Source organism: Peribacillus sp. NPDC097225, from assembly GCF_044761955.1.
Taxonomy (GTDB): domain Bacteria; phylum Bacillota; class Bacilli; order Bacillales; family DSM-1321; genus Peribacillus.
This window is the reverse complement of the sequence record NZ_JBIWDJ010000004.1, coordinates 336,098-359,296: the sequence shown is the minus strand read 5'-3', so window position 1 is coordinate 359,296 and position 23,199 is coordinate 336,098. Positions and strand designations below refer to the sequence as shown.

Here is a 23,199-nt window from a genome sequence, read left to right as displayed (position 1 = left end):
GTGATTCTAATTCTAAGGCCATTTTACATCCCTGCACCCTATGACTCTATTGGGGGACCTGATTTTACGAAACCCGCTTTTTACCGGATTAGGCTTTGTTTCTTCCTTTACATGGGTCTACGCAAAGGGTTTTAATAAAGAAGAACATAGCAGCGTATTCTATTTGGCCCGACCTGTATCTAGTAATTGATGATACATGTATGAATCGAAAATGGGGACGGCATTTCAGTCGTTTCGCTTATCCTAATCTTACTATTGGATACAATTGTTTAAGAGAAAGGAGCACGATGTAATAGCATGAAACATTCTAATTATATGATGGGAATCGATATTGGGACAACAAGTACAAAAGTGGTTCTTTTTACGAAAGACGGTAAGGTAGTGCAAACATGTTCTAAGGGATATCCATTGAACAGTCCCACACCGTCCGTTGCAGAACAGGACCCTGAAGAAATCTATAAGGCGGTCTTGCTGACAGTCGGTGAGGTCATGATTGCAAGTGGGATTGAAAAAGAAGAATTGGGGTTTATTTCGTTTAGCTCGGCCATGCATAGTTTGATTGCCATGGATACAGGCGGAAACCCACTAACCAACAGCATTACATGGGCTGATAATCGAAGTGCTGCCTATGCCGAGGAACTGAAGGCATCAAGTCAGGGAGAGGCATTATACCATAGGACGGGGACACCGATTCATCCGATGTCACCCATCACGAAAATCATGTGGCTTAGAAATGAACACCCAGTAATTTTTAACAAAACGGATAAATTTCTAGGAATTAAAGAATATATCATTTATAAATTTTTCAATGAATATGTGATGGACTATTCTATGGCTTCAGCAACAGGCCTGTTCAACTTGAAAACGATGGAGTGGGATGAGGAAGCATTGGTGATTGCCGGAATCGGTTCGGACAAACTACCAAGGCTTGTGCCGACGACCCATATCCTTTCCAACTTGAGTGAGGGATTGGCTGCGAACATGAATATTTCCCCTGATACACCAATGGTCATTGGTGCCAGTGACGGGGTACTAGCTAACTTGGGGCAAAATGCCATCAAACCGGGTATATTTGCGGTAACGATTGGCACAAGTGGAGCGGTCCGTACCGTCAGTGACCATCCGCTTACGGATCCAAAAGGGAGAACGTTTTGTTACGCCCTTACTGAAAGGCATTGGGTCATTGGCGGACCGGTCAATAATGGCGGGATTACCTTCCGATGGGCCAAGGACCAACTTGGTCGGGAGGAAATTGCGAGAGCGAAAGTATTGGGCCAGGACCCTTACGAAATCCTGACCGAAATGGCAACGCATATCGCCCCTGGTTCCGATGGGTTGATTTTCCACCCATATATGGCTGGGGAAAGGGCGCCGTTATGGAGTGCTGATGCTAGAGGCTCCTTCTTTGGATTGGCTCTTCATCATACCCGTGATCATATGGTCCGATCTGTACTTGAAGGCGTGATGTATAACTTATATAGTGTGCTGCTCACTGTAGGGGAATTGACCGGGGCCCCAAAAAAAATCCATGCGAGTGGCGGCTTTGTCCGTTCCAAGCTTTGGCGTCAAATTATGGCTGATATATTTAACCAGCATGTGAAGATTCCTGAAAGCTTTGAAAGTTCGAGTCTAGGGGCTGCCATTCTTGGTCTCTACGCTTTAGGGGAAATCGAAAGTTTGGATGCGGTGGAGGATATGGTCGGTAACACCCATGAGCTCGAGCCCATTGAGGCAAATGTGGAAATATACCAAGAACTCATGTCGATTTACCTGTCCGTTTGCCGAAAATTAGAAGGAGATTACAAGCGAATTGCCGACTTCCAACGTCGACATTTAGAGTGATGCGACAAAAGCACAGCTGTTAAAAGCTTGTGCTTTTCTTTTGGCTTATTTTCAAAAATGGTAAGATAGAGGAAAAAGGTAAGGGGATTTAAGAGATGGGAGCCAGTAAAACAAATGCCATGCGTATTCTCGATAAAATGAAAATAAAGTATGAGAAGATGAGTTACGATGCGAATGATGGGAAAATTGACGGGATTACAGTGGCTAATAAAATCGGTAAAGCACCGGAAACGGTCTTTAAAACGCTTGTTACCCATAATGGTCCTCAACAGCTTTATGTGTTTGTCATCCCTGTGGCTGCTGAGCTGGATTTGAAAAAAGCGGCCAAAGCAGCAGGTGTGAAAAAAATCGAAATGCTTGCCGTTAAAGATCTGCAAAAGTACACCGGGTATATCCGCGGAGGCTGTTCACCTATAGGAATGAAAAAGCAGTATCCGACCTTTATTGATGAAAGCGCATTAGACCTGTCCGAAATCATCGTGAGCGGTGGGAAGATCGGTACACAAATTGTCCTGGAACCATCGGGATTCTTGATGGGGGCAGAGGCTGAAACTGCGGCCCTTTTAAAGTGAATCTAAAAAGCTCCCATATAAGGTTTTTAGTCACTTTGAACTTTTAGGCATTCACCTACCTGTGCTTCATGGCATACGCTGTCTTGAAGATACATCTGTATGGTAAAGGAGAGTGTGGAAGTGTCAGGAAATGCGATGAATTATTTTGCCGGAGGTAATACGGCCAAAGGTTTTTATAGCTTATATGATTCAAACCTTACGGGATTGGAGAAATTATTCATCCTAAAGGGAGGACCTGGGTCAGGGAAATCAACGATTATGAAAAAGATTGGCCAGGAATGGCTGGATAAAGGCTACGACATAGAGTTTTTGCACTGTTCCTCCGATAATGATTCCATTGATGGGGTGATCGTCCCTGCATTGAAAGTAGGTCTTGTGGATGGGACGGCACCGCATGTAATTGAACCGAAAGCGCCAGGGGCTATAGAGGAATACGTTAATCTTGGAGCTGCCTGGTATTCCCAGCAGCTGGCGGCTGAAAGGGCAAACATCATTCGATTGACGAATGCCAGAAGCAAGAGCTATGAGGCGGCTTATGGCCACTTTGCCAAAGCGTTGGAGATACATGACGAATGGGAAGAAATCTATAAAGCAAACATCGATTTCGCCAAATTAAATGGATTGACGAATAAATTGATTCAGAGTTTTTATAGAGATATATTCTTGAACAAAAAAGCGGATGTTCGCCACAGGTTCTTAGGTGCAGCCACTTCAAAGGGTGCTGTTGACTATGTTCCGAACATTACAAAAGGTGTGCATAAACGATACTTTTTGAAAGGGCGTCCGGGTTCAGGTAAATCGACGATGCTGAAGAAAATTGCCAAATCTGCAGAGCAACGTGGCTTTGATGTGGAAATGTATCATTGTGGATTTGACCCTGACAGCTTGGATATGGTGATCGTGCGTGAAGTGGGCATCGCCATTTTTGATAGCACCGCCCCTCATGAATACTTCCCAAGCCTTGAAGGGGATGAAATCATCGATATCTATAAGACGGCCATCCTTCCGGGAACCGATGAGATATATGCCGATCAAATCAAGGCTGTCTCTTTGAGGTACCGGGAGAAAATGAATGAAGCGACAGCGTCTCTGGCGAAGGCTAAAGAGCAGCATGACGAACTTGAAGCAATCTATGTGAAGGCCATGGATTTTACGGCTGTCGATGACATGATGAAAGATATTCAGGAACAGATTGGTGAGCGGGTAAAGGCAATGGATAACCCAACAATATTACATTGAAAAGAGACTGCACCTTTTTTAAAATGAGGTGCAGTTTTACATAGAAGGGACAATCATTTAGATCATCTTATATGCACAAGGATGTTAATCATTTCTTATTAGGGTAAAATAAGGGTAAAAAGAAAAGGGAGTGGTTAAATGATTAAAACGATTGCGATTGATATGGACGGAACATTACTGAATAAAATGCAAACGGTGAGTGAAGAAAATAAATCAGCGATTCATAAGGCTCAAGAAGAAGGGATCGAAGTCATCATTGCTACTGGAAGATCGTTTGAGGAAGCCAGATATGCTTTAGATAAAGTGGGCCTTGAATGTCCGATCATCTGCGTGAATGGCGCTGCCCTCTTCACGCAAGAAGGGAAGGTAGCGGCTTCCCATCCAATGCCGATAGCTTCCGTAAAGAATGCAGCGGAGTGGCTTGAAGAACGGGGAATCTATTTCGAAATTTATACGAGCAAAGGAATTTTCTCTAAAAACTACGAGACCGCAATCGATGCCCTTGTGGATGTAATGGTCACGGCAAATCAGGATATTGACCCGTCCCAAATTAGAAAGTATGCAGAGGCTCGTCTACAATTGGGACATGTTACATCCATTGCGGATTATACTGAGCTTTTCGACCAAGCTGAGTTGGAACTATATAAAATCCTTGGTTTCTCCACGGATTTGCAGGTATTGGACCAAGCTGCCTCGCGGTTCAAAATGGATGAAGGGACTGCTGTCACCTCTTCGGGTCGTGAGAATGTGGAAATCACGAGCAAACATGCCCAAAAAGGAATCGTACTCGAAAAGTATGTGAACGAAAAAGAAGGCTCTATGCAGGAGACGATGGCCATTGGAGATAATTATAATGATATATCCATGTTTGAAAGAGTGGGTTTATCCGTCGCAATGGGAAATGCCCCGACCGACATTCAAAACCTTTGTGATGAAGTGACAGGGACAAATGAAGAACATGGAGTAGCGAAGGCCATTTTAAAGGTTCTTAAGAAGACAATCGAATAACTCGGCAAACCGAGGGAGGGAATTTATTTGAAAAGATGGTGTTCATTGATCCTCATGATTACGTTGGCCTTGACGGGATGTTCAGGGGGAGAGGGAAATAACGGAGCACAGCCTGAGGAAGACTCAACAGAAACGGCGATAGATGGCCCTGAGGTACTGGTAACGAACCTGGCTTCTCCATGGTCGATTCAGAAAGATGGAGAGACTTTGTATGTTTCAGAACGGTCAGGCACCATCGTGCAATGGAAGAATGAGCATATGGAGAGGCAGAAGGTTCAGCTGGAAAAGAAGTTGTCCTCAAAGGCAGAAGCTGGATTGCTTGGATTTGTGCTCGACCCTGACTTTTCGAAGAACCATCAAGCTTTTGCCTATTACACCTACGAGGAAAACGGAAAACCATCCAATCGGATCATCACGCTCCAACAGGTGGATGATACATGGAGAGAGAAGGAAATTCTAATCGACAAGATTCCAAGTGGTGACTATCATCATGGAGGACGCTTAAAGATTGGCCCCGATGGAAAACTATTTGCCACAACAGGAGATGCAAGGGAACCAATGATTGCCCAGGATCTTGATTCTTTAGGTGGCAAGCTTTTGCGTTTGAATCTTGACGGAACCATCCCCGACGATAATCCTTTCGAGAATTCCTATATTTTTTCTTACGGACATCGCAATCCGCAAGGCCTCGCTTGGGATGAAACGGGACAACTGTTCGAAAGTGAACATGGTGAATCTGCACATGATGAATTAAACGCGATTCTCCCTGGAAAGAATTATGGCTGGCCGGAAATAGAGGGAAGTGAGGCACAATCAAATATGGAAGCTCCTATGATTCATTCCGGAAATGATACATGGGCACCTTCTGGGATTGCGTATTCAGATGGCAAGCTTTTTGTTGCTGCCTTAAGGGGAGAAGCACTTAAGAGGTATGATATAAAAAGTGGGGAAATGACGGATTTAGTTACCGATTCTGGCCGGATACGAGATGTGTTAGTAGACGGGGGATTCCTATATTTTATTAGAAATAATACAGATGGGCGTGGAAAGGCCGATCGTAATGATGATAAACTTTATCGTTTGCCCTTAGCTAAGTCCCATTAAGAGATGTCCTGTAAAGGGCATTTTTTTTATGCTTCCAAGGAGGAGTGGGAATACTGATAATGTGTGAGTAGTATCTGGATAAATCAATAGGGATTGGCTGGACAATTCAGATGAATCGTAGTATAGTTACCTAGGTAACTAATTTTCAGGGGGAATACCTTTGTTTTTACGTGATGGTTTATTTTTTCACCATAACCTGCAATTCTCAAGAACGTTCACCAAGAAGTTAAATGAGCAGCTGGCAAAGGTCGATCTTTTTCATTCTCAATGGATGATTATCTATTATCTGAAGGAATATGGTAGTACCACGTTGGTTGAAATCAGCAATTACTTAGATGTCGAGAAACCGACAGTAACCCGGACGGTGAATCGATTGGAAGAACGAAAATTAATCGAACAAATACCGGGAAAAGATAAACGGGAACGGAGAATTCAGTTAACTGATTTAGGTGAAAAAACATACCTAAAAGCTAGAAAGGCAGTAGATGAATTCGAACTTCAATTAATAGATGGTTTGTCTGAAGAGGACTGGGAAGCAACATTGCGGACCTTAAAATTCTTAAAGGAAAAGTTACAACAATCGTAAGGAAGAAGGATTGAAATGAATCAAAAAACAAAATTGTGGACGAAAGACTTTATTATTGTTTCGTCCGCAAACTTTTTTCTCTTTTTAACGTTTTATGTCTTGATGGTCACTTTGACCCTTTATACGATGGATAATTTCCATTCTTCTCAAGCTCAAGCCGGACTGGCGTCGAGTATTTTTGTCTTGGGAGCAGTACTTGTACGACCAATCGCCGGAAAAAAGATTGATCAATTAGGTCGGAAGAAAATGCTTATTGGTTCGTTGGTATTATTTTTTATAGCCTCCGTTTTCTATCTGCAAGTGGATAGTTTGCCGCTTTTATTTATTGATCGGTTGGTTCATGGTATCTCATTTGGTCTCGCTACAACGGCCACTGGAACAATTGTTGCTGATATCATACCGAATGAAAGACGTGGTGAAGGTACGGGATACTTTGCCATGAGTACAAACCTGGCCATGGCATTTGGTCCATTTATCGGATTGTTCATTACCCAGCATTTTAGCTACTCCTTTATTTTCTATGCCGCGTCACTATTCGCTGCATTCTCTTTAGCGGCTTCTTTATTTTTATTTGTACCTGAGGCAACAAAAGATCAAGCGCCTCGACCACGGGGGTTCAACATCAAAGACTACTTTGAAAAACGTGCTTTACCGATATCCATACTTGTGATGTTTGCAGGTTTAGCCTATTCGAGCATCTTGTCCTATTTAACTTCTTTTGCAAAGGAAATAAACTTACTGGATGCCGCGAGCTTTTTCTTTGTCGTGTTCGCTATATTCCTTTTAGTTACCCGTCCATTTACAGGGCGTATGTTCGATGTGAAAGGTGAAAATGCTGTAATTTACCCTTCCCTTGTCTTATTTGTAATTGGGATGGTCGTACTAAGTCAATCGCAACATGCCTTGACGCTCTTGATTGCAGGTGCTTTCATCGGTGTAGGATATGGTACGTTTCAGTCAAGCGCACAGGCTATATCCATCAAGGAATCTCCATCAAATCGTATGGGATTGGCAACCTCCACATTCTTTACCTTTTATGACTTTGGAATTGGTTTAGGACCGTTTATGCTAGGGTTCCTCGTTCCTTATACTGGTTTTAAAGGGTTGTTTATCTGCATGGCTGTTCTGTCAGTCTTGTTGATAGTCATTTACTATTTTGTTCATGGTAAAAAGGCATCAGCAAGGGCATCCAGGCAGAATACGGGCGATCAAATGATTTCTTGATTATCCCTTATTTGTTTAAAAATATGGAAAATGGGGATACTTATTGTATGATTTACTTTTCTAAGTAATCCCCCTTTTTCTACGTCTGTTACAAACAGGCGTTTTTTTATGGAAATAAATAAAAAAACCGCCAAATGGCGGTTTTTAAAATTTGTAGGTCCATAATCGCTCTTTTCGAATCCAGTCGAGGAAATCAGCATCTTGGTTTTCGAATTTTTCCTTCCAATCAACCACCATTGCTTGTGTTTGCGATCGGTGCGCGGTTATGGCCGCTACCTTTTTATCTTCAGCTGCGGTGATGTCATGGATGATATCGGGTTGTCCCAATTCATCGATGCAATTATTGGAAAAGGCGACACAATGGAGCTTTGGACGGTCTTTTTCTTCGATTCTTTCTACAGCGCGAACGACGGCACGTGCTGTCGCTTCATGGTCGGGGTGGACACTGTATCCTGGATAAAACGTTATGACCAATGAAGGATTAAGTTCATTGATGGCCTCTGTGAACAGGGAGGTCAATTTTTCATCATCTTCAAACTCAATCGTTTTATCTCGTAAACCAAGCATGCGCAAGTCTTGGATACCAATGGCATTCGCTGCATCGATTAATTCTCTTTTGCGAATTTTAGGAAGGGACTCTCTAGTTGCGAAAGGAGGATTTCCTAAATTTCTACCCATTTCCCCTAGAGTCAAGCAGAGGTAGGTAATCGGTGTGCCGGCTTCACTATGTAAGGCAAGCATCCCTGAAACAGAAAAGGCTTCATCATCGGGGTGCGGGAAAATCACTAAAATATGCTGTTCTTTTTCCATAATACTCGTCTCCTTTCGTTCTACTTACAATAATTATAAAAGAGTTCCGCCGAAGAGAAACGTACGTGCGGGATGAATAGAAATGGTGTAAATATCTTTTGGTTATTCAAAGGGAGTAGAACTGATCTGAAGGGAAACGGCAAGTTTTCCCGTGAAATCAAGTCCTGCCAACAATAATCTTCCTTGATCATCGATCTCGAAGTGGTTTACGCCTTCAGCATACACCCAGCCAATCATGAGTTTTAAGCCGACGCGAAAAGGTCCGTCCCCAATAATCTTACCGTGTTCATATTGAATTTGTGCATTACGAATATAAGCGCCTGCAGAAAAAAAAGCTTCATCCACATGGGTGGCATAGGCACCGTTAGTCGTTTCAAGGTGAAGGTATACATCTTTTCCTGCAAATGAATCGATGGCTTTCTGCACCTCTGAACGGTCTATAGGTTTCATTCGACAATTCCTCCTTTACTGGGTAACTATAAGCATTTTCCATCTTTCTATTTTACTAAAGTTAAGCGGAAAAAGCGAAGAGGGCCGCTCGAGTATTTGAGCAACCCTCTTAATTAATAGTATTTTTTATTTTTTAGGCGTCCCATATTTATGGTATGCACCATGATTGACCGGACCTACATAATCATTCATTTTCCAAGAATGACGGACGGCTTCGGTAATGAAGTCTTTTGCGACATAAATGGCTTCACGAGGGCTCTTTCCTTCAGCTAACTGTGCCGTAATGGCAGCTGAAGATGAGCAGCCGGCCCCGTGTGTATTGGTCGTTTCGATTTTTTCGGATTCCAGGATTTCAAACTCTTTTCCATCGTATAAAAGGTCGATGGCTTTGTCATGATCCAGCTTATTACCACCTTTGATCAGAACATATTTGGCACCAAGGGCATGGATTTTCTCGGCAGCCTTTTTCATATCATCAATCGTTTTGATCGGGGCAGTCCCAGCCAATTGTGCAGCCTCGAAAAGGTTTGGAGTAACGACTGTTGCACGTGGAACAAGCAACTCACGAAGTGCGACAGCAGTTTCCGGATGTAAAACTTCATCTTCCCCTTTACATACCATAACCGGGTCGATTACGACCTTATCCAGTTTCAATTCGTCTATTTTACGAGCAACAAGCTCAATGATTTCAACAGAACCAAGCATGCCTGTTTTCATGGCATCTATCCCGATAGAAAGAATCGTTTCTAATTGGGCTTCTAAAATTTCGACCGGTGTAGGGAAAACATTGTGAGACCAACCGTTTTTAGGATCCATGGTGACAATTGTCGTTAAAGCGGACATTCCGTAAATCCCGAATTCTTGAAATGTCTTTAAATCAGCTTGAAGACCTGCACCGCCGCTGGAATCTGAACCAGCAACAGTCATAGCTCTATTCATGGTCATTATGTGACCTCCTCAGGAGTATTGAATGATATGGATATTATCAGTGTACCGTAATATCTTATTTTTAGAATATACCAAAATTTATATTATGTAAAACTAAGAAGATATCTGGAAATACAGGCTTTAAAATGGGGCGGGACATGACATAGAATGAACAAATCTCATCTGGTAATTTTTATGGGAGTACAGCCAAATTTTGTATTGAAATGGTGAATTATTCAATGAAAAAGGGATATAATGCGTAAAATCCATTTGAAAATGTAAAACACCGGAGAAATATGCTATATTCAATCTTTTGATAAGGGTGTGAAAGTGTTAATATTTTAAAAGTTGATTTAAACTATTGAGGTACGACCGAATTCGTTTAAAAAGGACTTATTCATTATAACGTTTCCAAATGGTAAAGGGTTCAATCAAATAATAGGAGGTGTTTCAGTTGAATTGTACGATCTTGCTTTTAGCCGGTGGCCAATCAAGCCGAATGGGTATGAATAAAGCCTTGCTGAAAATAGGCGAGGCGGTGAACATCCAAAGAGTGGCGAACGTCTTTAAAAAGGTTACGGAAAACATCCTGGTTGTTACGAATTCACCTGAAGAATATCACTTTCTTGAATTACCTTTCATTCCTGATATATATATAGGTCAAGGTCCGCTTGGAGGACTCCATGCTGGAATGTCCTCTTCCGAAACAGAGCTGCAGGTCCTTAGTGCCTGTGATATGCCTTTTGTAAATGATCAGGCGGTCAATGAAATGCTTTCATTTTATGAATCGGATTTTGATGCCATCATTCCGGAAATCAATGGAAGACTTCAGCCGCTCTTTGCGGTCTATCACAAAAGGTGCCTACCCTTGTTAACGGAATGTCTGGAGAAGAAGGAATTGAAAATGAAGCTTTTTCTAGAAAAGATCAGGGTGAAAGTCATCAAGGAAACCGACTTTTCGTTATATCATGAAGACCCTGAGCGTTTCCGTCTTCTCTTTTTTAATATGAATACAATGGAAGATTATGAAGAAGCAAAACATATATACCAAACTGAAATTGTCAGAAAGGAAGGTACCCCATGAATTTTGAAATTTCGAAGGAACCGATCGTCATTCAAGAAGTGGTAGATAAAGTAGTTAAGCGGGATGCAGGTGCAGTCACGACCTTCATTGGTACAGTTAGGGAAATGACGAAGGGGAAGAAGACTCTATTCTTAATATATGAGGCTTATGAACCGATGGCGGTCAAGAAGTTAGAACAAATCGGGATGGAGATTAAGGAGCGCTGGCCTGACGCAGAAACGGCGATCACTCACCGGGTCGGTCAATTGGAAATTACGGATATTGCGGTGGTCATCGCTGTAAGTACACCACATCGTAACGACGCGTATGAAGCTAATCGATATGCCATAGAAAGAATAAAGGAAATCGTTCCGATTTGGAAAAAGGAACATTGGGAAGATGGGGAGACATGGGTTGGCAATCAACTAGAAACCGTACCTTATCCTAATGGAAAGCCAGAAGAGGGGGATCTCGATGATTAAAGTACTTTTGTTTGCTCAACTAAAAGATGAAATGGGAAAAGAGACTATTTCTATAGAAGGAAATGGGTTGAGCGTGGCTCAGCTAAAGGAAAAGATTAGGGCCGAGTTCCATTTGGAAGGTCTGGATACGGTAATGACAGCGGTCAATGAAGAGTTTGCCGGAGACGAAGTGATAGTGGCTGATGGAGATACCATCGCCTTCATACCACCTGTCAGCGGAGGCTAATTAGATAGGGGGGAATCATAGTGAATGAGCGATATTCAAGACAAACCTTGTTTTCTCCGATCGGTGAAGGAGGACAGGCCCACATTCGTCAAAAGCATGTCTTGCTTCTGGGAGCTGGAGCGCTTGGTTCCGCTAATGCAGAAGCCTTGACTCGTGCAGGTGTGGGAAAGTTGACCATTGTGGACCGGGATTACGTCGAGTCCAGTAATTTACAACGTCAACAGTTATATACGGAACAGGATGTCGAGGATAAACTGCCAAAGGCCGAAGCGGCAAAGCGGCACTTGCATGCTATTAATCACGAAGTAGATGTAGCGGCGGTCATCATGGATGCCACTGCACGCACGCTTGAACCATTATTGGGTCATGTGGATTTGATAATAGATGCTACAGATAACTTCGAGACTCGGATGATAATCAATGATTTATCACAAAAGCTTCAAATACCTTGGATATATGGGGCATGCGTAGGCAGTGTTGGCATGACCATGACGATTCTTCCAGATAAAACACCGTGTATGAACTGCCTGATGAAAACCATTCCGGTACAAGGGATGACCTGTGATACCGGTGGAATCATCTCTCCAGCCGTAACCATGGTAGTGGCTCATCAAACGGCTGAAGCCTTGAAGATTTTAGTCGAAGATTGGGAAGCAGTTCGACCAACGCTTGTTACATTCGATTTATGGCGAAACCAATATCAAACGATTAAATTAACGAAAGCAAAGAGAACGGACTGTCTTTCATGTGGGGAGCAACGGACGTATCCGTTTTTAAATGCGGATAATATGACCAAAACCGCTGTCCTTTGTGGAAGGGATACGGTACAGGTCAGGCCATCAAAGCCATTGAAACTCCAACTAGAGAAGCTGGCCAAAGATTTAAAGGGAAGTGACTATTTAGTCAAGGTTAATCCTTTCCTTCTTTCTTGTGAAAAAGACGGGGAGCGTATGGTCATTTTTCAGGATGGCCGAGCGTTAATTCATGGCACGAAGGATATGGTCCATGCAAAGGCGTTGTATCAAAGAATTCTTGGATAACACAAAAAATGAGGCTCCCGAATGGGGCCTCATTTTATATAGGATGTGATATAGGGTAAATGGGTAATGGGTTAACGGGAATTAATGAGTAACTCCGTCTTTGTTGTCTTGTTTGGATGCAATGATGACGACTTTTCCTTCATCTAACACTTCTTCATAACGTTCCGCTTCTGTTTTGGTAAGTCCAAGATTGCTCATTCGGTTACGTAGTTCGTCCCCACGTGATTTGAAGAGGTTTCCAACTGTATCGAGGAAACCTTGTTCCTTCATGCCGACATCTTCAGTATTTGTATTTTCGGTAAGGTGCTTAGAGCGATCCTTATCGTGAGCAAATAAATATACATCATCCTTCGTATAGCCGGTTGTAACTAACTCATCGATTTTTTCCTTAGCTTGTAAACCGTTTTCTACAACATGTACTTGATACATATAAACTCCTCCTTCAATTTTAGTGTAAGACTTTCTTAAATTGGGTAAATGGAATCTTGCATATCTCAGCTTGTTATTAGCTATAGTAGTATATAACCTTATTTAGCCATTGCTAAACATTTACCTTATTAATTATTAATAGGTGGTGAAACGGAACAGCTTTTGCAATCGATAGGTAACATATTTTAAGAACGGTAATTTATCCTGGTATTCGCTATAGTCTGAAGTATATTCGCCCTTTTCATTTTTCCAAAGCCGCTGGAAATAGTCATCCACTTCCTGTGCGACTTCGGTGTCTTTAGGGGCATGGATTTCAACATTGGCTTCTAGATTATAATCGTCTAGGTTTCGGGCTGTGTAATTGGCTGATCCTCCAATTATGACGGTTTCCTCTTCTTTTTGAATCGTCATCAGTTTCGTATGGAACTGTTCTTTATCGGTTTTGTACCAACGTATGTTGATATTCCCTTCATCTAGCTTTTCGAATTCGGCTGCAACCGGCAGATTGGGAAGCCCCATTTTTTGACTGCCAAATGCATTTTGATTCGGGTCCAATATCATGTGGATCCAGACACCTCTCCTGGCCGCATCGGTCAATGCCTCGACGACGTGTCGGTCAGCGATATAGAACATGGCGAGCTGGATTCGATCGCCTTTCTTTGTTTCCCTAATGGCTTTTAGGACATGTTTGTTGATTTTTCCTTCCGTCAATAATTGAACGGAAATGGGGCCATTTTCTTCCGCTGTTCCTTTAACTTCAGGAAATGCCTTCGGACCGTCAGAGAACCTCGATGCGGCTTCTTCCGCTTTGACGAAATCACTGATGATGTTGCCATCCATCTGGAAAGCAATATTGGAATGGAACCCACTTGCATCGTGAGGATTTGCGGATGAGATGATGACTGTCTTTTCAGTAGCTACCACTTTTCTGTGATTGGCTTTGATATTCATTAATCGAAGATAAGACCGTGCCGTGACCTTTGGGGCATTATTAGCCATGGGATTGACAATCCAGCCTTTCCCGCTTTCCCCAAACCATTGGAAAAATGTTCGATATAGTCCGGAATAGAGTGGATTGGGATCCCGGAGTCGGTCCAAGTTGGTTACGACCACTTCGATGTCATTTTGTTTCAGCTTTTCTAACTCGTCTAATTCGTATGCATTATAGGAGGTGTTCACTTCATCGGTAATGAACATAACCTCAAGTTCAGGTTTCTTCTTCTTTTGGGCTATCAGTTTATCTGTTAAAGTCTTGCTTAATTTAGGGAAGTCTACTTTCTCATCATAGAAACTATTAAACAAGAACATATCAATTACGATAAAAGAATCGGCCTCTTCAATTGCATGATAGATGGTCTGGAAGATTCGCTGTTCATGCTGTACCTTTCCTTGTTCATCATGATAAGAGAGATCATAAATGAAATCGATATCCTCGACATGATGTATCTCCCCCTCGTAGGATATTCCTTTGGGCAGGGGTTTATAGCTGTTATAGACAATGACCGCGATGACAACAAGGAGCATACTAACAAGCAAATAAAATCGTTTGCGTTTATACCATTTTTTCATAGAAAATCCTCCATCTTACTTAAATTGCTTGCTAACTATCTATTTCCCCTTTTTAGGGGTATATAGAAACATGAATCAGAAAATGAGTTTGATATAATAATTGGAAAAGCGAGAAAGGGGCTAGTAAAGATGACAAAGCCGATTTTAACGAATGACTGGTGGCCTCTATTGAAAGAGGAATTTAAAAAGCCATATTATCAGGATTTAAAAGAATTCATCACACGAGAATACAATCAGCATGCCATACATCCGAGTCCGGAAGATATTTTTAATGCGCTTCACTGTACACCGTATGAAAAGGTAAAGGTCGTCATTCTTGGCCAGGACCCTTATCATGGACAGGGTCAGGCCCATGGTCTTAGCTTCTCGGTAAAGCCTGACGTCCGCATCCCGCCTTCTTTACGAAATATCTTTAAAGAACTGAAAAGTGATCTGGGCTGTGAGGTTCCTGACAATGGTTACCTAGGCGAATGGGCGGAACAAGGTGTGCTTCTCCTCAATACCGTTCTAACTGTACGTGAAGGGGAGGCACATTCCCACAGGGGCAAAGGGTGGGAGACCTTCACGAATCAGATCATCCAGCTGTTGAATGAGAGGGAGACACCGGTGATTTTCATCCTTTGGGGAAAGCCAGCTCAAACAAAACTGCGTTGGATAGATGAAAAGCGCCACCCAATCATTACTTCCGTCCACCCGAGTCCGCTGTCTGCTAGCCGTGGTTTCTTTGGCAGTAAGCCATTCTCCAAAACCAATGAACTTCTTATGGAAATGGGATTGGCTCCTATCAACTGGCAAATATCGAACCGCAAAGGGGGCATGATAAATTGAAACGAGTAAATTGCATGGCCTGCAAGCATTTTTATGTGACGTGGGATCCTAAATTCCCCAAAGGTTGCCGCGCCTTTCAATTTAAAACATCCAATCTGCCATCCCTTGATGTGTATCGCTCCTCGGGTGAGCCTTGTTTGAAGTTTGAATCCAAAGCCAATTGAAAAGTAAGTTTTCTTCCCCCTTAATGTTTGCTATGCTAGGTAGGGAAGTTAGGAAATGTATGCAGACGAGGTGGTAAATGTGGATATCTCATCCAAACAGATGCTGGATAAAATGGAAGAGCTTGTGACAAAAGCTAAACTGGCGAATTCAGAGACTAAGTTGCAAGGGTATGTAGTTGCCATTCAGGCACTTTGTGAAGTGATGGTGGATGAAAAATCGGAAAATAACAAAATAATGAAGCCCATTACATTCACACAACCTGTTATGTCGAACATACCGAATGCAGAACCGGTTAAAATGGATGAAGCCAATGGGGATTCCTTATTTGATTTTTAAATAAAAAGTAAGAGAGGCGGAGCAATCGTGAAATTATTTATCATCTTAGGAGCGTTGAATGCATTCATAGCCGTGGCACTAGGAGCATTTGGCGCACATGGACTAGAAGGGAAAATACCTGATAAATATTTAGCAACCTGGAATACGGCTGTAGATTATCAAATGTTCCATGCGGCAGGCTTGTTGGTTATCGGTTTGTTGGCGGGGAAAATTACGAGCCCACTCATCAATTGGTCGGGTTGGATGATGTTCATCGGCATTATCATATTTTCCGGTAGCCTTTTCGTTCTGAGTGTCACTCAAATCAAAGTGTTGGGTGCCATCACACCAATCGGTGGCGTTTCATTTTTAGCAGCTTGGATCTTGATGATCATTGCTGCCTATAAGTATTTATGAAAAAATCCAGCTGGCCGCATTCAGGGATCAGCTCTTGTTTTTTGCATGATGAAAACGAACAGCCTCAGGATTTCTGAGGCTGTTCGTTTTCACATAGTCACTTTCTATCTAGGAGAGTATGTGGTAAGTCCAGCTCCTCCGAATGGATAGTCATACTCAATTTCTTCATCAAAGGTAATGTAATCTAAGAATACCATTGGTATCAAATAACGTTTTCCGGTCTGTGGGTCACTGATGATTAGATGATCGCGTCCGGCCGCTTCGATGATCCCCTTGAAGATTTTTGCATTCCATTCTTTATTGTTTTCAAATGTGGTATAAACGGTGGCCAGTTTCCCTTTATTCAAGCGTAATATGTTCTCTATATAAGATTGTTCGACTGGAAGCATGCCCGGTACTTGTGGACCGGTGGTGGGAGCGTTCATCGGCGTAGGGATTTGCTGCTGGGTACCGCCTGTAGTGGGCATCTGTGGTTGATAAGCAGGCTGCTGCTGGTAACCTTGTTGCTGCTGGTATTGACCCTGCTGCTGTCTTTGGGATGGGTCACTTTCATATGGGTTATAAGAGTTTCCTCCATAAGGATAATTGCCATAAGGATTATTTTGTGACATTGCATTCCCTCCTGAAATTCTAGGTTATTTCGGTTCTTGAACAACTGAACATCCGAGTGTCTTGGCTGGAAGAAACAGTGCGATTTATAGCAGCCGGAGTGGGACGGTTTACATGGATAATCTAGGGCAGACCCGGACACGGCCCAAAAAACCACAATGAATGTTACACATGCCATTGAACTACTGCATGTATGGCAGTCTGAAGCTGAATGAGACTGTGAAAAAAATTAGCATCACTAAAGAAAATGTATGGGACGATTCTGGATTTTATGTCATGGTAGTGGAAATAAAAAGGGGATGAAAAAGAAAGGCTCCCGGGATGCCGGAAGCCTTTGTCTTATACATATAAGAAAGTGGGTATGTTATCTTCTGAAAGGATGTTGCCGACGAAGAATGAACCAAACGCAGCATAACGGGCGCTGACTTCATCGAAACGCATTTCATAAATCAACTTTTTGAATTGAAGAACATCATCCGCAAATAGGGTAACGCCCCATTCGTAATCGTCAAAACCGACAGAACCGGAAATGATTTGTTTCACTTTACCGGCATAGCTGCGTCCGATCAAGCCATGCGAACGCATCAAGTTTTTACGTTCTTCCATGGAAAGCATATACCAGTTGTCTTCTCCTTCACGGCGCTTGTCCATCGGATAGAAACATACATGCTTCGCCTGAGGAAGGATTGGATAAAGTCTTGAACGTACATGAGGATTTTGATATGGGTCCTCACCGTCTCCACCTGCTAGATAATTACTTAATTCCACGACAGAAACGTAAGAATAAGCTGGGATCGTATATTCGGCAAGTTTCGTTTTATTGAATTCATTTTCAATGGCATTCAATTCTTCCATTGTCGGACGGGCAAACATAAGCATGAAGTCGGCTTTTTGTCCTACGATGGAATAAAGGGCATGACTGCCTTCATTGTTGCTTTGGGTCGTATTCCATTTATCCAATAAACCTTGGAATTCCGAGATGGCTAATTGACGTTCGTCACTTGACAACGTTTTCCAAGAGGCCCAATCAATCAGGCGGAAATCATGTAGACAATACCATCCATCAAGTGTTTGTGCTGCTTCACTCATTACGATCACTCCTATGTCTTAATATAACTTTAATATAACATAGTTTCAGTATAAGGAAATTTATATCAAGCCGCAAATGTCTGCAGTCATTCTTCTTTGTTCAAGGAATGTTCATATGTACGATTTTACGAAGAAGACCAATGATTCTGGAATTTAAATAGCGGCTAGAGTATTCTTAGAAGAAGAGCATAAAGTTTACGAAGTGGGTAATATAGGAATGAATAGAAGGTACATACATTCAAGGAGGATGAGCTTGTGAGCGATTTATTTGAAATTTTAGAATCGAAGATAACAGGGAATAATCTAAAAATCGTTTTTCCAGAAGGGCTGGATGGACGCGTTTTGGGAGCAGCGGGAAGGCTTGCTAAAGCGAAATTATTAACACCTGTATTAATTGGCGATATCGGCAAAATTCAAGAGAAAGCCAAAGACCTCAAAATTTCTCTGGATGCCATTGAAATTTACGATCCGAAAAACTACATCATGATGGATGAGATGGTTGAAGCTTTTGTTGAGGTTAGGAACGGAAAAGCCTCCGTTGAGCAAGCCCGTGAAATCCTCTTGGATGAGAATTACTTTGGAACGATGCTCGTTCATATGAAACAGGCACATGGCATGGTGAGTGGGGCAGCCCATTCAACGGCTGATACAGTCCGACCGGCATTACAAATCATTAAAACAAAGCCAGGTGTTCAAAAAACCTCGGGAGTCTTTATCATGGTCCGTGAAGAGGAAAAGTACGTATTCGCGGATTGTGCCATCAATATTAACCCGGATTCCCGTGATTTGGCTGAAATCGCATTGGAAAGTGCCAAGACGGCCCTGACATTCGATATCGAACCAAGAGTCGCGATGCTGAGTTTTTCTACGAAGGGATCGGCCCATTCACCAGAAACGGAAAAGGTCGTTCAAGCCGTCGCCTTGGCAAAAGAAATGGATCCACACCTTCTCCTGGATGGAGAATTTCAATTCGATGCGGCGTTCGTTCCTTCGGTTGCTAGGCAAAAGGCACCGGATTCTCTCATTCAAGGAGATGCCAATGTCTTTATATTTCCGAGTCTTGAAGCCGGTAATATTAGTTATAAGATGGTTCAGCGTCTGGGTGGTTTCGAAGCGGTGGGTCCAATCCTACAAGGACTTAACCGTCCAGTGAATGATCTTTCCCGTGGCTGCAGCGAAGAGGATGTATATAAATTGGCACTCATCACAGCCGCACAAGGATTCGTTGCGCAATACCAGTAATGACGTGAATGATATTGATAGAGGGAGATTTCTATGAGTGAAACAGATTCATTATTAAGGCAGCAAGAATGGCGGATAATTGACCAGTCATCGGTTGGTCCCCAGTTTCCAGCCCTAGAATCCTTCGCGATGGATGATACATTATGTGCCTCCGTAGGTTCCGGCCGCTCGACGGCCGTAGCCAGGGCTTGGGTGCATCATCAAACCATCGTACTTGGTATTCAGGATACGAAACTTCCTTTTCTTAAAGAGGGAATTAATTATTTGGATAAGCACGATTTCAAGGCGATTGTACGGAACTCAGGAGGGTTGGCCGTCGTGTTAGATGAAGGAGTCCTGAATGTATCACTCGTTTTCCCTGAAAGCGAACGGAAAATCGAAATAAACCGTGGATATGATGCCATGTGGGAACTGATTAGACGTATGTTCAGCGATTTCCCGGTTAGCATCGAAGCAAAAGAAATCGTGGGCTCCTATTGTCCAGGGAGCTATGACTTAAGTATCGATGGCAGGAAATTTGCCGGTATATCGCAACGCCGGATCCGCAATGGTGTGGCTGTACAAATATACATATGCGTCAATGGAAGTGGTGCACAAAGGGCCGAACTTGTGAAAGGTTTCTATCAGACCGCCAAAAAGCAGGTCGAAACGAAATTCACTTATCCGGATATCACTCCTTCCGTAATGGCCTCGCTTACTGAGTTATTGGGGGTTAAGTTAACTGTCCAAGATGTTATGCTCAGATTCCTGAACGTATTGAAGGAGCATAGTGGGAAGATATTTTCCGATTCCCTTTCGGCACAAGAGTGGCCTTTATATGAAGGGTACTTAACAAGAGTGGTAGAACGTAATAACAAAGTCTTCGATGCATTGGAAGAGGAATAAATGGTAAAAAGCTGTTCCTGAAGGAAGGGACAGCTTTTTCGGTGTTGCTTCCGAGTATAGTATTCACTGAAACTGAAAAAGAAACTTTTAGTAAGAAGATACCAGGCTAATACATGAAAAAAGAGCCCTTTCCAGACTCATTTTTCGGAAAATGTATAGGGAATGGCTATTTGTCATGTGGTTGACCTGATAAAAGGCCCCCGCATTATCTTTATTCAGCCATTTTCTCCAGATTTCCATTTCGGTCCATCTTGAATTTTGTGGCCGGGCGCTCTTCCTCCTCTAATAGGACTAGCTTCCTGGCACGATTCATGATATTCATCAATGTTTCGTAATCTTCCTGCATCAAGCCGCTATTTTGTTCAAGGTGGGATACTTTATTTTGAAGTTCTTCATTCCGTCCTTTTAACTCTTTTATTTCTAACTTCAAGCGTTCATTTTCAGTTTGTAATGTTTCGGATTGTAGCAATCGCCCATTCATGGACTCCAAATAAGCGATAACCATATCCAGGCCCATTGCCGGCGTGCTGGTAGGCATGTTTGTGTTCCTTTGTTGTGTCGGAACGAACGCTTCATCAGAAAATTCCTCTGCGGTTTCATAATTAGTAGATTCTATTACTGCCGTATCAGTCTCTGATTCCACGTCCTCTTCTTGCAGGAGAGGAGCCATGATATCAGAAATCATTGGGGATGGCGGTGTATAGAGCAGACGTTTTTTTCCTCCCTGATCTTTTCCGAGAATCCGTTGTCTCTGTTTTCTTTGTTTTTTTGCTAGAGACAGCGCCTTATCATAATTATGGCGGACAACTGCATTCCAGCGAAATCCACAAGCTGCGGATGTGCGGTTCAATTTGTCACCGACCTCTTCGAATGCGTTCAGTTGCGTGCTGCCTTCACGTACATGCCGTAATACCGTTTCTGCTAACAGTAAATCATCCTCTTCTGTCCAGGCATCTTGACGAACCTTCATTTCTACATACTCCCTTTCTGGTAACTTTTTAAAATGATCATTATATGAATATCTTGTAACAATGATTGATTAGGTGTTCTACTAGTATTTTGGACAAGATATGGATTTTTTATACAAAAAGGTTAAAAGGATACTAGTTTTTTGTGAGGGAAGGAAGAATAAGTTGAATTGACTTGGTACTTCCCCTATTTGGGGCATCCACTTATGACAAAGCATCTTTTCTCCTTCCATTCCGTCTCTTGATATTCATAGATAGAAACGGTAAAATACCTTTTAGTCACGTAAATAGAACGAAAATCATTTGTTATAGAAAGGATGCTTACCGAGGATGTCCAATGAATTCAGAGTGTGTGATGACTGCCTGGCAGTAAACGTCAAAACATTAATTCCACGGCTGGAAAAGCTTGATCCTGACGCGAAAATTGAAATTGGCTGCCAATCCTATTGTGGTCCGGGCAGGAAAAAATCCTTCGCTTTTGTCAATAACCGCCCAGTTGCGGCCCCGACAGAAGACGAGTTACTAGAGAAAATAGATAAGAAGCTAAAGTAGCTTTATGTATAAATAATTCAGCAGTTTTGAAACGTGAAACATGCGACTCGTCACCCAGATTCAATAAACTGTGGTGATTTTTTAATTCCGTTATTTTCTCTATCAAAATCCATAAAAACTCCTGATTTCATATAAAATCAACAGGCTTTCTATCATGGGTCGAGTTAGGATATTCTATAAAGACAAGCTATAATAAAAGCAATGAGATTATGAAAATGAGGGTAGTCCATGGAATATTCTGGCGAAAAATTACAAGAAGAAAAAGTATTTAAAGACCCAGTACACCGGTATATACACGTTCGGGACCGGGTTATTTGGGATTTGATCGGCACGAAAGAATTCCAGCGTCTTCGCAGAATCAAGCAACTAGGAACGACCTATCTTACCTTTCATGGTGCAGAACATAGTAGGTTTAGCCATTCGCTTGGGGTATATGAGATTGTCCGAAGAATTGTCGATGATGTCTTCGAAGGGAGACCGGAATGGAAACCGGATGAAAGGTTGCTTTCGTTGTGTGCGGCCTTGCTACATGATTTAGGACATGGCCCATTCTCTCACTCTTTTGAAAAGGTTTTTGATTTGGACCATGAACAGTTCACTCAACAGATCATTATCGGTCATACAGAAGTGAATGAGATCCTTCTCAAAGTAGGACCCGATTTTCCCAAAAAAGTAGCGGAGGTCATTGCCAAAACGTATAAAGGCAAATTAGTAGTCAGCTTGATTTCTAGTCAAATTGATGCCGATAGGATGGATTATCTGCAACGGGACGCTTATTTCACTGGAGTAAGCTACGGCCATTTTGATATGGAGCGGCTATTACGGGTGATGCGGCCGCGTGAGGAGCATGCTGTCATTAAGCAAAGTGGGATGCACGCGGTGGAAGACTATATTATGAGTCGATACCAAATGTATTGGCAGGTCTACTTCCACCCGGTTACACGGAGTGCCGAGGTCATCCTAACGAAAATTTTGCATAGGGCAAAGTATTTATTCGAAACCAACTACCAATTTGCCCAAGAACCCCGTCACTTTTATTCAATGTTCAAGGGCAATGTCACGTTAGAAGATTACTTGAAAATGGATGAATCCGTGATGCTCTACTATTTCGAGGCTTGGGAAGAAGAAGAGGATCCAATCTTAAGGGATTTATGTATCCGTTTCGTGAATCGAAAACTCTTTAAATATGTTGAGTTTCATCCTTCGAATAGTCAAATGAATAAACTAATGGAATTAAGGGCGCTATTCATTGAGGCGGGAATCAATCCTGATTATTATTTAGTCGTCGATTCCTCCTCGGACCTGCCCTATGATTTTTATCGTCCAGGCGAAGAGGAAGAGCGGTTGCCAATCCATTTGCTGCAAACGAATGGCGAACTTCGGGAATTGTCGCGTGAATCCGAAATAGTGGATGCCATTTCAGGAAAAAGACGAACGGATCATAAGTTGTACTTCCCGGCAGATTTACTACGCGATGAATCAACGAATAAAGATATAAAAAAACAAATCCGTCAGCTATTGGAGCTGTCGATTTAAAGCGGTACATTTTGGGTGAGGA

General features: G+C 42.4%; 26 protein-coding genes. 18 read left to right on the top strand and 8 right to left on the bottom strand.

Annotated elements, in window-relative coordinates:
• Nucleotides 1-297: 297 nt before the first annotated feature.
• The 7 genes from gntK (at nt 298) to ACIQXH_RS14425 (ending at nt 7,575) form a co-directional block, all read left to right on the top strand.
• Nucleotides 298-1,842: a gluconokinase gene (gntK, locus tag ACIQXH_RS14455; RefSeq protein ID WP_402990554.1), complete on the top strand. Its 1,545-nt coding sequence runs from the start codon at nt 298-300 to the stop codon at nt 1,840-1,842.
• Between the two features lie 95 nt (nt 1,843-1,937).
• Nucleotides 1,938-2,414 (top strand): Cys-tRNA(Pro) deacylase, encoded by a 477-nt coding sequence (gene ybaK, locus ACIQXH_RS14450; protein WP_403124191.1) that lies wholly within the window; start codon nt 1,938-1,940, stop codon nt 2,412-2,414.
• 120 nt (nt 2,415-2,534) lie between these two features.
• The gene (locus ACIQXH_RS14445) at nt 2,535-3,653 is read left to right on the top strand and encodes a PRK06851 family protein (protein WP_403124188.1); all 1,119 of its coding nucleotides are present in this window, start codon (nt 2,535-2,537) and stop codon (nt 3,651-3,653) included.
• Nucleotides 3,654-3,791: 138 nt separating this feature from the next.
• Nucleotides 3,792-4,661 carry a Cof-type HAD-IIB family hydrolase gene (locus ACIQXH_RS14440; protein WP_402870173.1) on the top strand — a complete coding sequence of 290 codons (870 nt, stop codon included), beginning with the start codon at nt 3,792-3,794 and terminating at the stop codon, nt 4,659-4,661.
• Nucleotides 4,662-4,688: 27 nt separating this feature from the next.
• Nucleotides 4,689-5,765, top strand: coding sequence for a PQQ-dependent sugar dehydrogenase (locus ACIQXH_RS14435; protein ID WP_403124186.1), 1,077 nt, complete (start codon nt 4,689-4,691; stop codon nt 5,763-5,765).
• A 160-nt stretch (nt 5,766-5,925) separates the two neighbouring features.
• Nucleotides 5,926-6,351, top strand: a complete 426-nt coding sequence (locus tag ACIQXH_RS14430; RefSeq protein WP_402870177.1) for a MarR family winged helix-turn-helix transcriptional regulator — start codon at nt 5,926-5,928, stop codon at nt 6,349-6,351.
• Nucleotides 6,352-6,366: 15 nt separating this feature from the next.
• Nucleotides 6,367-7,575, top strand: a complete 1,209-nt coding sequence (locus ACIQXH_RS14425) for an MFS transporter (protein ID WP_402870180.1) — start codon at nt 6,367-6,369, stop codon at nt 7,573-7,575.
• 144 nt (nt 7,576-7,719) lie between these two features.
• Here ACIQXH_RS14425 and bshB2 read toward each other — a convergent pair whose 3' ends face one another.
• From bshB2 to pdxK, 3 genes are all read right to left on the bottom strand, one after another.
• The gene (gene bshB2, locus ACIQXH_RS14420; protein WP_402870183.1) at nt 7,720-8,385 is read right to left on the bottom strand and encodes a bacillithiol biosynthesis deacetylase BshB2; all 666 of its coding nucleotides are present in this window, start codon (nt 8,383-8,385) and stop codon (nt 7,720-7,722) included.
• A gap of 102 nt (nt 8,386-8,487) precedes the next feature.
• Complete coding sequence (locus ACIQXH_RS14415) at nt 8,488-8,835, bottom strand: YojF family protein (protein ID WP_402870186.1); 348 nt, start codon at nt 8,833-8,835, stop codon at nt 8,488-8,490.
• A 126-nt stretch (nt 8,836-8,961) separates the two neighbouring features.
• Complete coding sequence (gene pdxK / locus ACIQXH_RS14410; RefSeq protein ID WP_402870188.1) at nt 8,962-9,780, bottom strand: pyridoxine/pyridoxal/pyridoxamine kinase; 819 nt, start codon at nt 9,778-9,780, stop codon at nt 8,962-8,964.
• Between the two features lie 436 nt (nt 9,781-10,216).
• Here pdxK and mobA point away from each other — a divergent pair, with 436 nt between their 5' ends.
• The 4 genes from mobA to ACIQXH_RS14390 are packed head-to-tail and all read left to right on the top strand — an operon-like array spanning nt 10,217 to nt 12,573.
• Nucleotides 10,217-10,846, top strand: coding sequence for a molybdenum cofactor guanylyltransferase (gene mobA / locus ACIQXH_RS14405; protein ID WP_403124183.1), 630 nt, complete (start codon nt 10,217-10,219; stop codon nt 10,844-10,846).
• On the top strand, nt 10,843-11,307 hold the full coding sequence (locus ACIQXH_RS14400; protein WP_402870194.1) for a molybdenum cofactor biosynthesis protein MoaE: 465 nt from the start codon (nt 10,843-10,845) through the stop codon (nt 11,305-11,307). Before mobA ends, ACIQXH_RS14400 begins: the two co-directional genes overlap by 4 nt.
• A complete protein-coding gene (gene moaD, locus ACIQXH_RS14395) occupies nt 11,300-11,533 on the top strand; it encodes a molybdopterin converting factor subunit 1 (RefSeq protein WP_402870199.1) in 234 nt (77 codons plus the stop codon). Before ACIQXH_RS14400 ends, moaD begins: the two co-directional genes overlap by 8 nt.
• A gap of 20 nt (nt 11,534-11,553) precedes the next feature.
• Nucleotides 11,554-12,573: a MoeB/ThiF family adenylyltransferase gene (locus tag ACIQXH_RS14390; protein WP_402870201.1), complete on the top strand. Its 1,020-nt coding sequence runs from the start codon at nt 11,554-11,556 to the stop codon at nt 12,571-12,573.
• A gap of 81 nt (nt 12,574-12,654) precedes the next feature.
• On the opposite strand, the gene ACIQXH_RS14385 is transcribed toward ACIQXH_RS14390, so the two are convergent.
• Both ACIQXH_RS14385 and ACIQXH_RS14380 read right to left on the bottom strand, forming a co-directional pair.
• On the bottom strand, nt 12,655-13,002 hold the full coding sequence (locus ACIQXH_RS14385; protein WP_402870203.1) for a YflT domain-containing protein: 348 nt from the start codon (nt 13,000-13,002) through the stop codon (nt 12,655-12,657).
• Nucleotides 13,003-13,137: 135 nt separating this feature from the next.
• The gene (locus tag ACIQXH_RS14380; RefSeq protein ID WP_402870206.1) at nt 13,138-14,571 is read right to left on the bottom strand and encodes a phospholipase D family protein; all 1,434 of its coding nucleotides are present in this window, start codon (nt 14,569-14,571) and stop codon (nt 13,138-13,140) included.
• Between the two features lie 129 nt (nt 14,572-14,700).
• On the opposite strand from ACIQXH_RS14380, the gene ACIQXH_RS14375 reads away from it, so the two are divergent.
• The 3 genes from ACIQXH_RS14375 to ACIQXH_RS14365 all read left to right on the top strand — a co-directional run bounded on the left by ACIQXH_RS14375 (nt 14,701) and on the right by ACIQXH_RS14365 (nt 16,296).
• Complete coding sequence (locus ACIQXH_RS14375; RefSeq protein ID WP_402870208.1) at nt 14,701-15,399, top strand: uracil-DNA glycosylase; 699 nt, start codon at nt 14,701-14,703, stop codon at nt 15,397-15,399.
• A 219-nt stretch (nt 15,400-15,618) separates the two neighbouring features.
• Nucleotides 15,619-15,900, top strand: coding sequence for a YwdI family protein (locus tag ACIQXH_RS14370; protein WP_402870211.1), 282 nt, complete (start codon nt 15,619-15,621; stop codon nt 15,898-15,900).
• Between the two features lie 27 nt (nt 15,901-15,927).
• Nucleotides 15,928-16,296, top strand: a complete 369-nt coding sequence (locus ACIQXH_RS14365) for a DUF423 domain-containing protein (RefSeq protein ID WP_402870213.1) — start codon at nt 15,928-15,930, stop codon at nt 16,294-16,296.
• Nucleotides 16,297-16,400: 104 nt separating this feature from the next.
• Here ACIQXH_RS14365 and gerQ read toward each other — a convergent pair whose 3' ends face one another.
• Nucleotides 16,401-16,907, bottom strand: a complete 507-nt coding sequence (gene gerQ / locus ACIQXH_RS14360; protein WP_402870216.1) for a spore coat protein GerQ — start codon at nt 16,905-16,907, stop codon at nt 16,401-16,403.
• Between the two features lie 337 nt (nt 16,908-17,244).
• Nucleotides 17,245-17,994 (bottom strand): hydrogen peroxide-dependent heme synthase, encoded by a 750-nt coding sequence (gene hemQ, locus ACIQXH_RS14355; RefSeq protein ID WP_402870218.1) that lies wholly within the window; start codon nt 17,992-17,994, stop codon nt 17,245-17,247.
• A gap of 255 nt (nt 17,995-18,249) precedes the next feature.
• On the opposite strand from hemQ, the gene pta reads away from it, so the two are divergent.
• Together pta and lipL are read left to right on the top strand one after the other, a co-directional pair.
• On the top strand, nt 18,250-19,236 hold the full coding sequence (gene pta / locus ACIQXH_RS14350) for a phosphate acetyltransferase (RefSeq protein WP_402870221.1): 987 nt from the start codon (nt 18,250-18,252) through the stop codon (nt 19,234-19,236).
• 33 nt (nt 19,237-19,269) lie between these two features.
• The gene (lipL, locus tag ACIQXH_RS14345) at nt 19,270-20,121 is read left to right on the top strand and encodes an octanoyl-[GcvH]:protein N-octanoyltransferase (RefSeq protein WP_402954946.1); all 852 of its coding nucleotides are present in this window, start codon (nt 19,270-19,272) and stop codon (nt 20,119-20,121) included.
• Between the two features lie 211 nt (nt 20,122-20,332).
• On the opposite strand, the gene ACIQXH_RS14340 is transcribed toward lipL, so the two are convergent.
• On the bottom strand, nt 20,333-21,091 hold the full coding sequence (locus tag ACIQXH_RS14340; protein ID WP_403079730.1) for an RsfA family transcriptional regulator: 759 nt from the start codon (nt 21,089-21,091) through the stop codon (nt 20,333-20,335).
• 328 nt (nt 21,092-21,419) lie between these two features.
• Here ACIQXH_RS14340 and ACIQXH_RS14335 point away from each other — a divergent pair, with 328 nt between their 5' ends.
• A complete protein-coding gene (locus ACIQXH_RS14335; RefSeq protein ID WP_402870227.1) occupies nt 21,420-21,641 on the top strand; it encodes a YuzB family protein in 222 nt (73 codons plus the stop codon).
• Between the two features lie 228 nt (nt 21,642-21,869).
• Nucleotides 21,870-23,177, top strand: a complete 1,308-nt coding sequence (locus ACIQXH_RS14330; RefSeq protein ID WP_403124179.1) for an HD domain-containing protein — start codon at nt 21,870-21,872, stop codon at nt 23,175-23,177.
• The last annotated feature ends 22 nt before the right edge of the window (nt 23,178-23,199 follow it).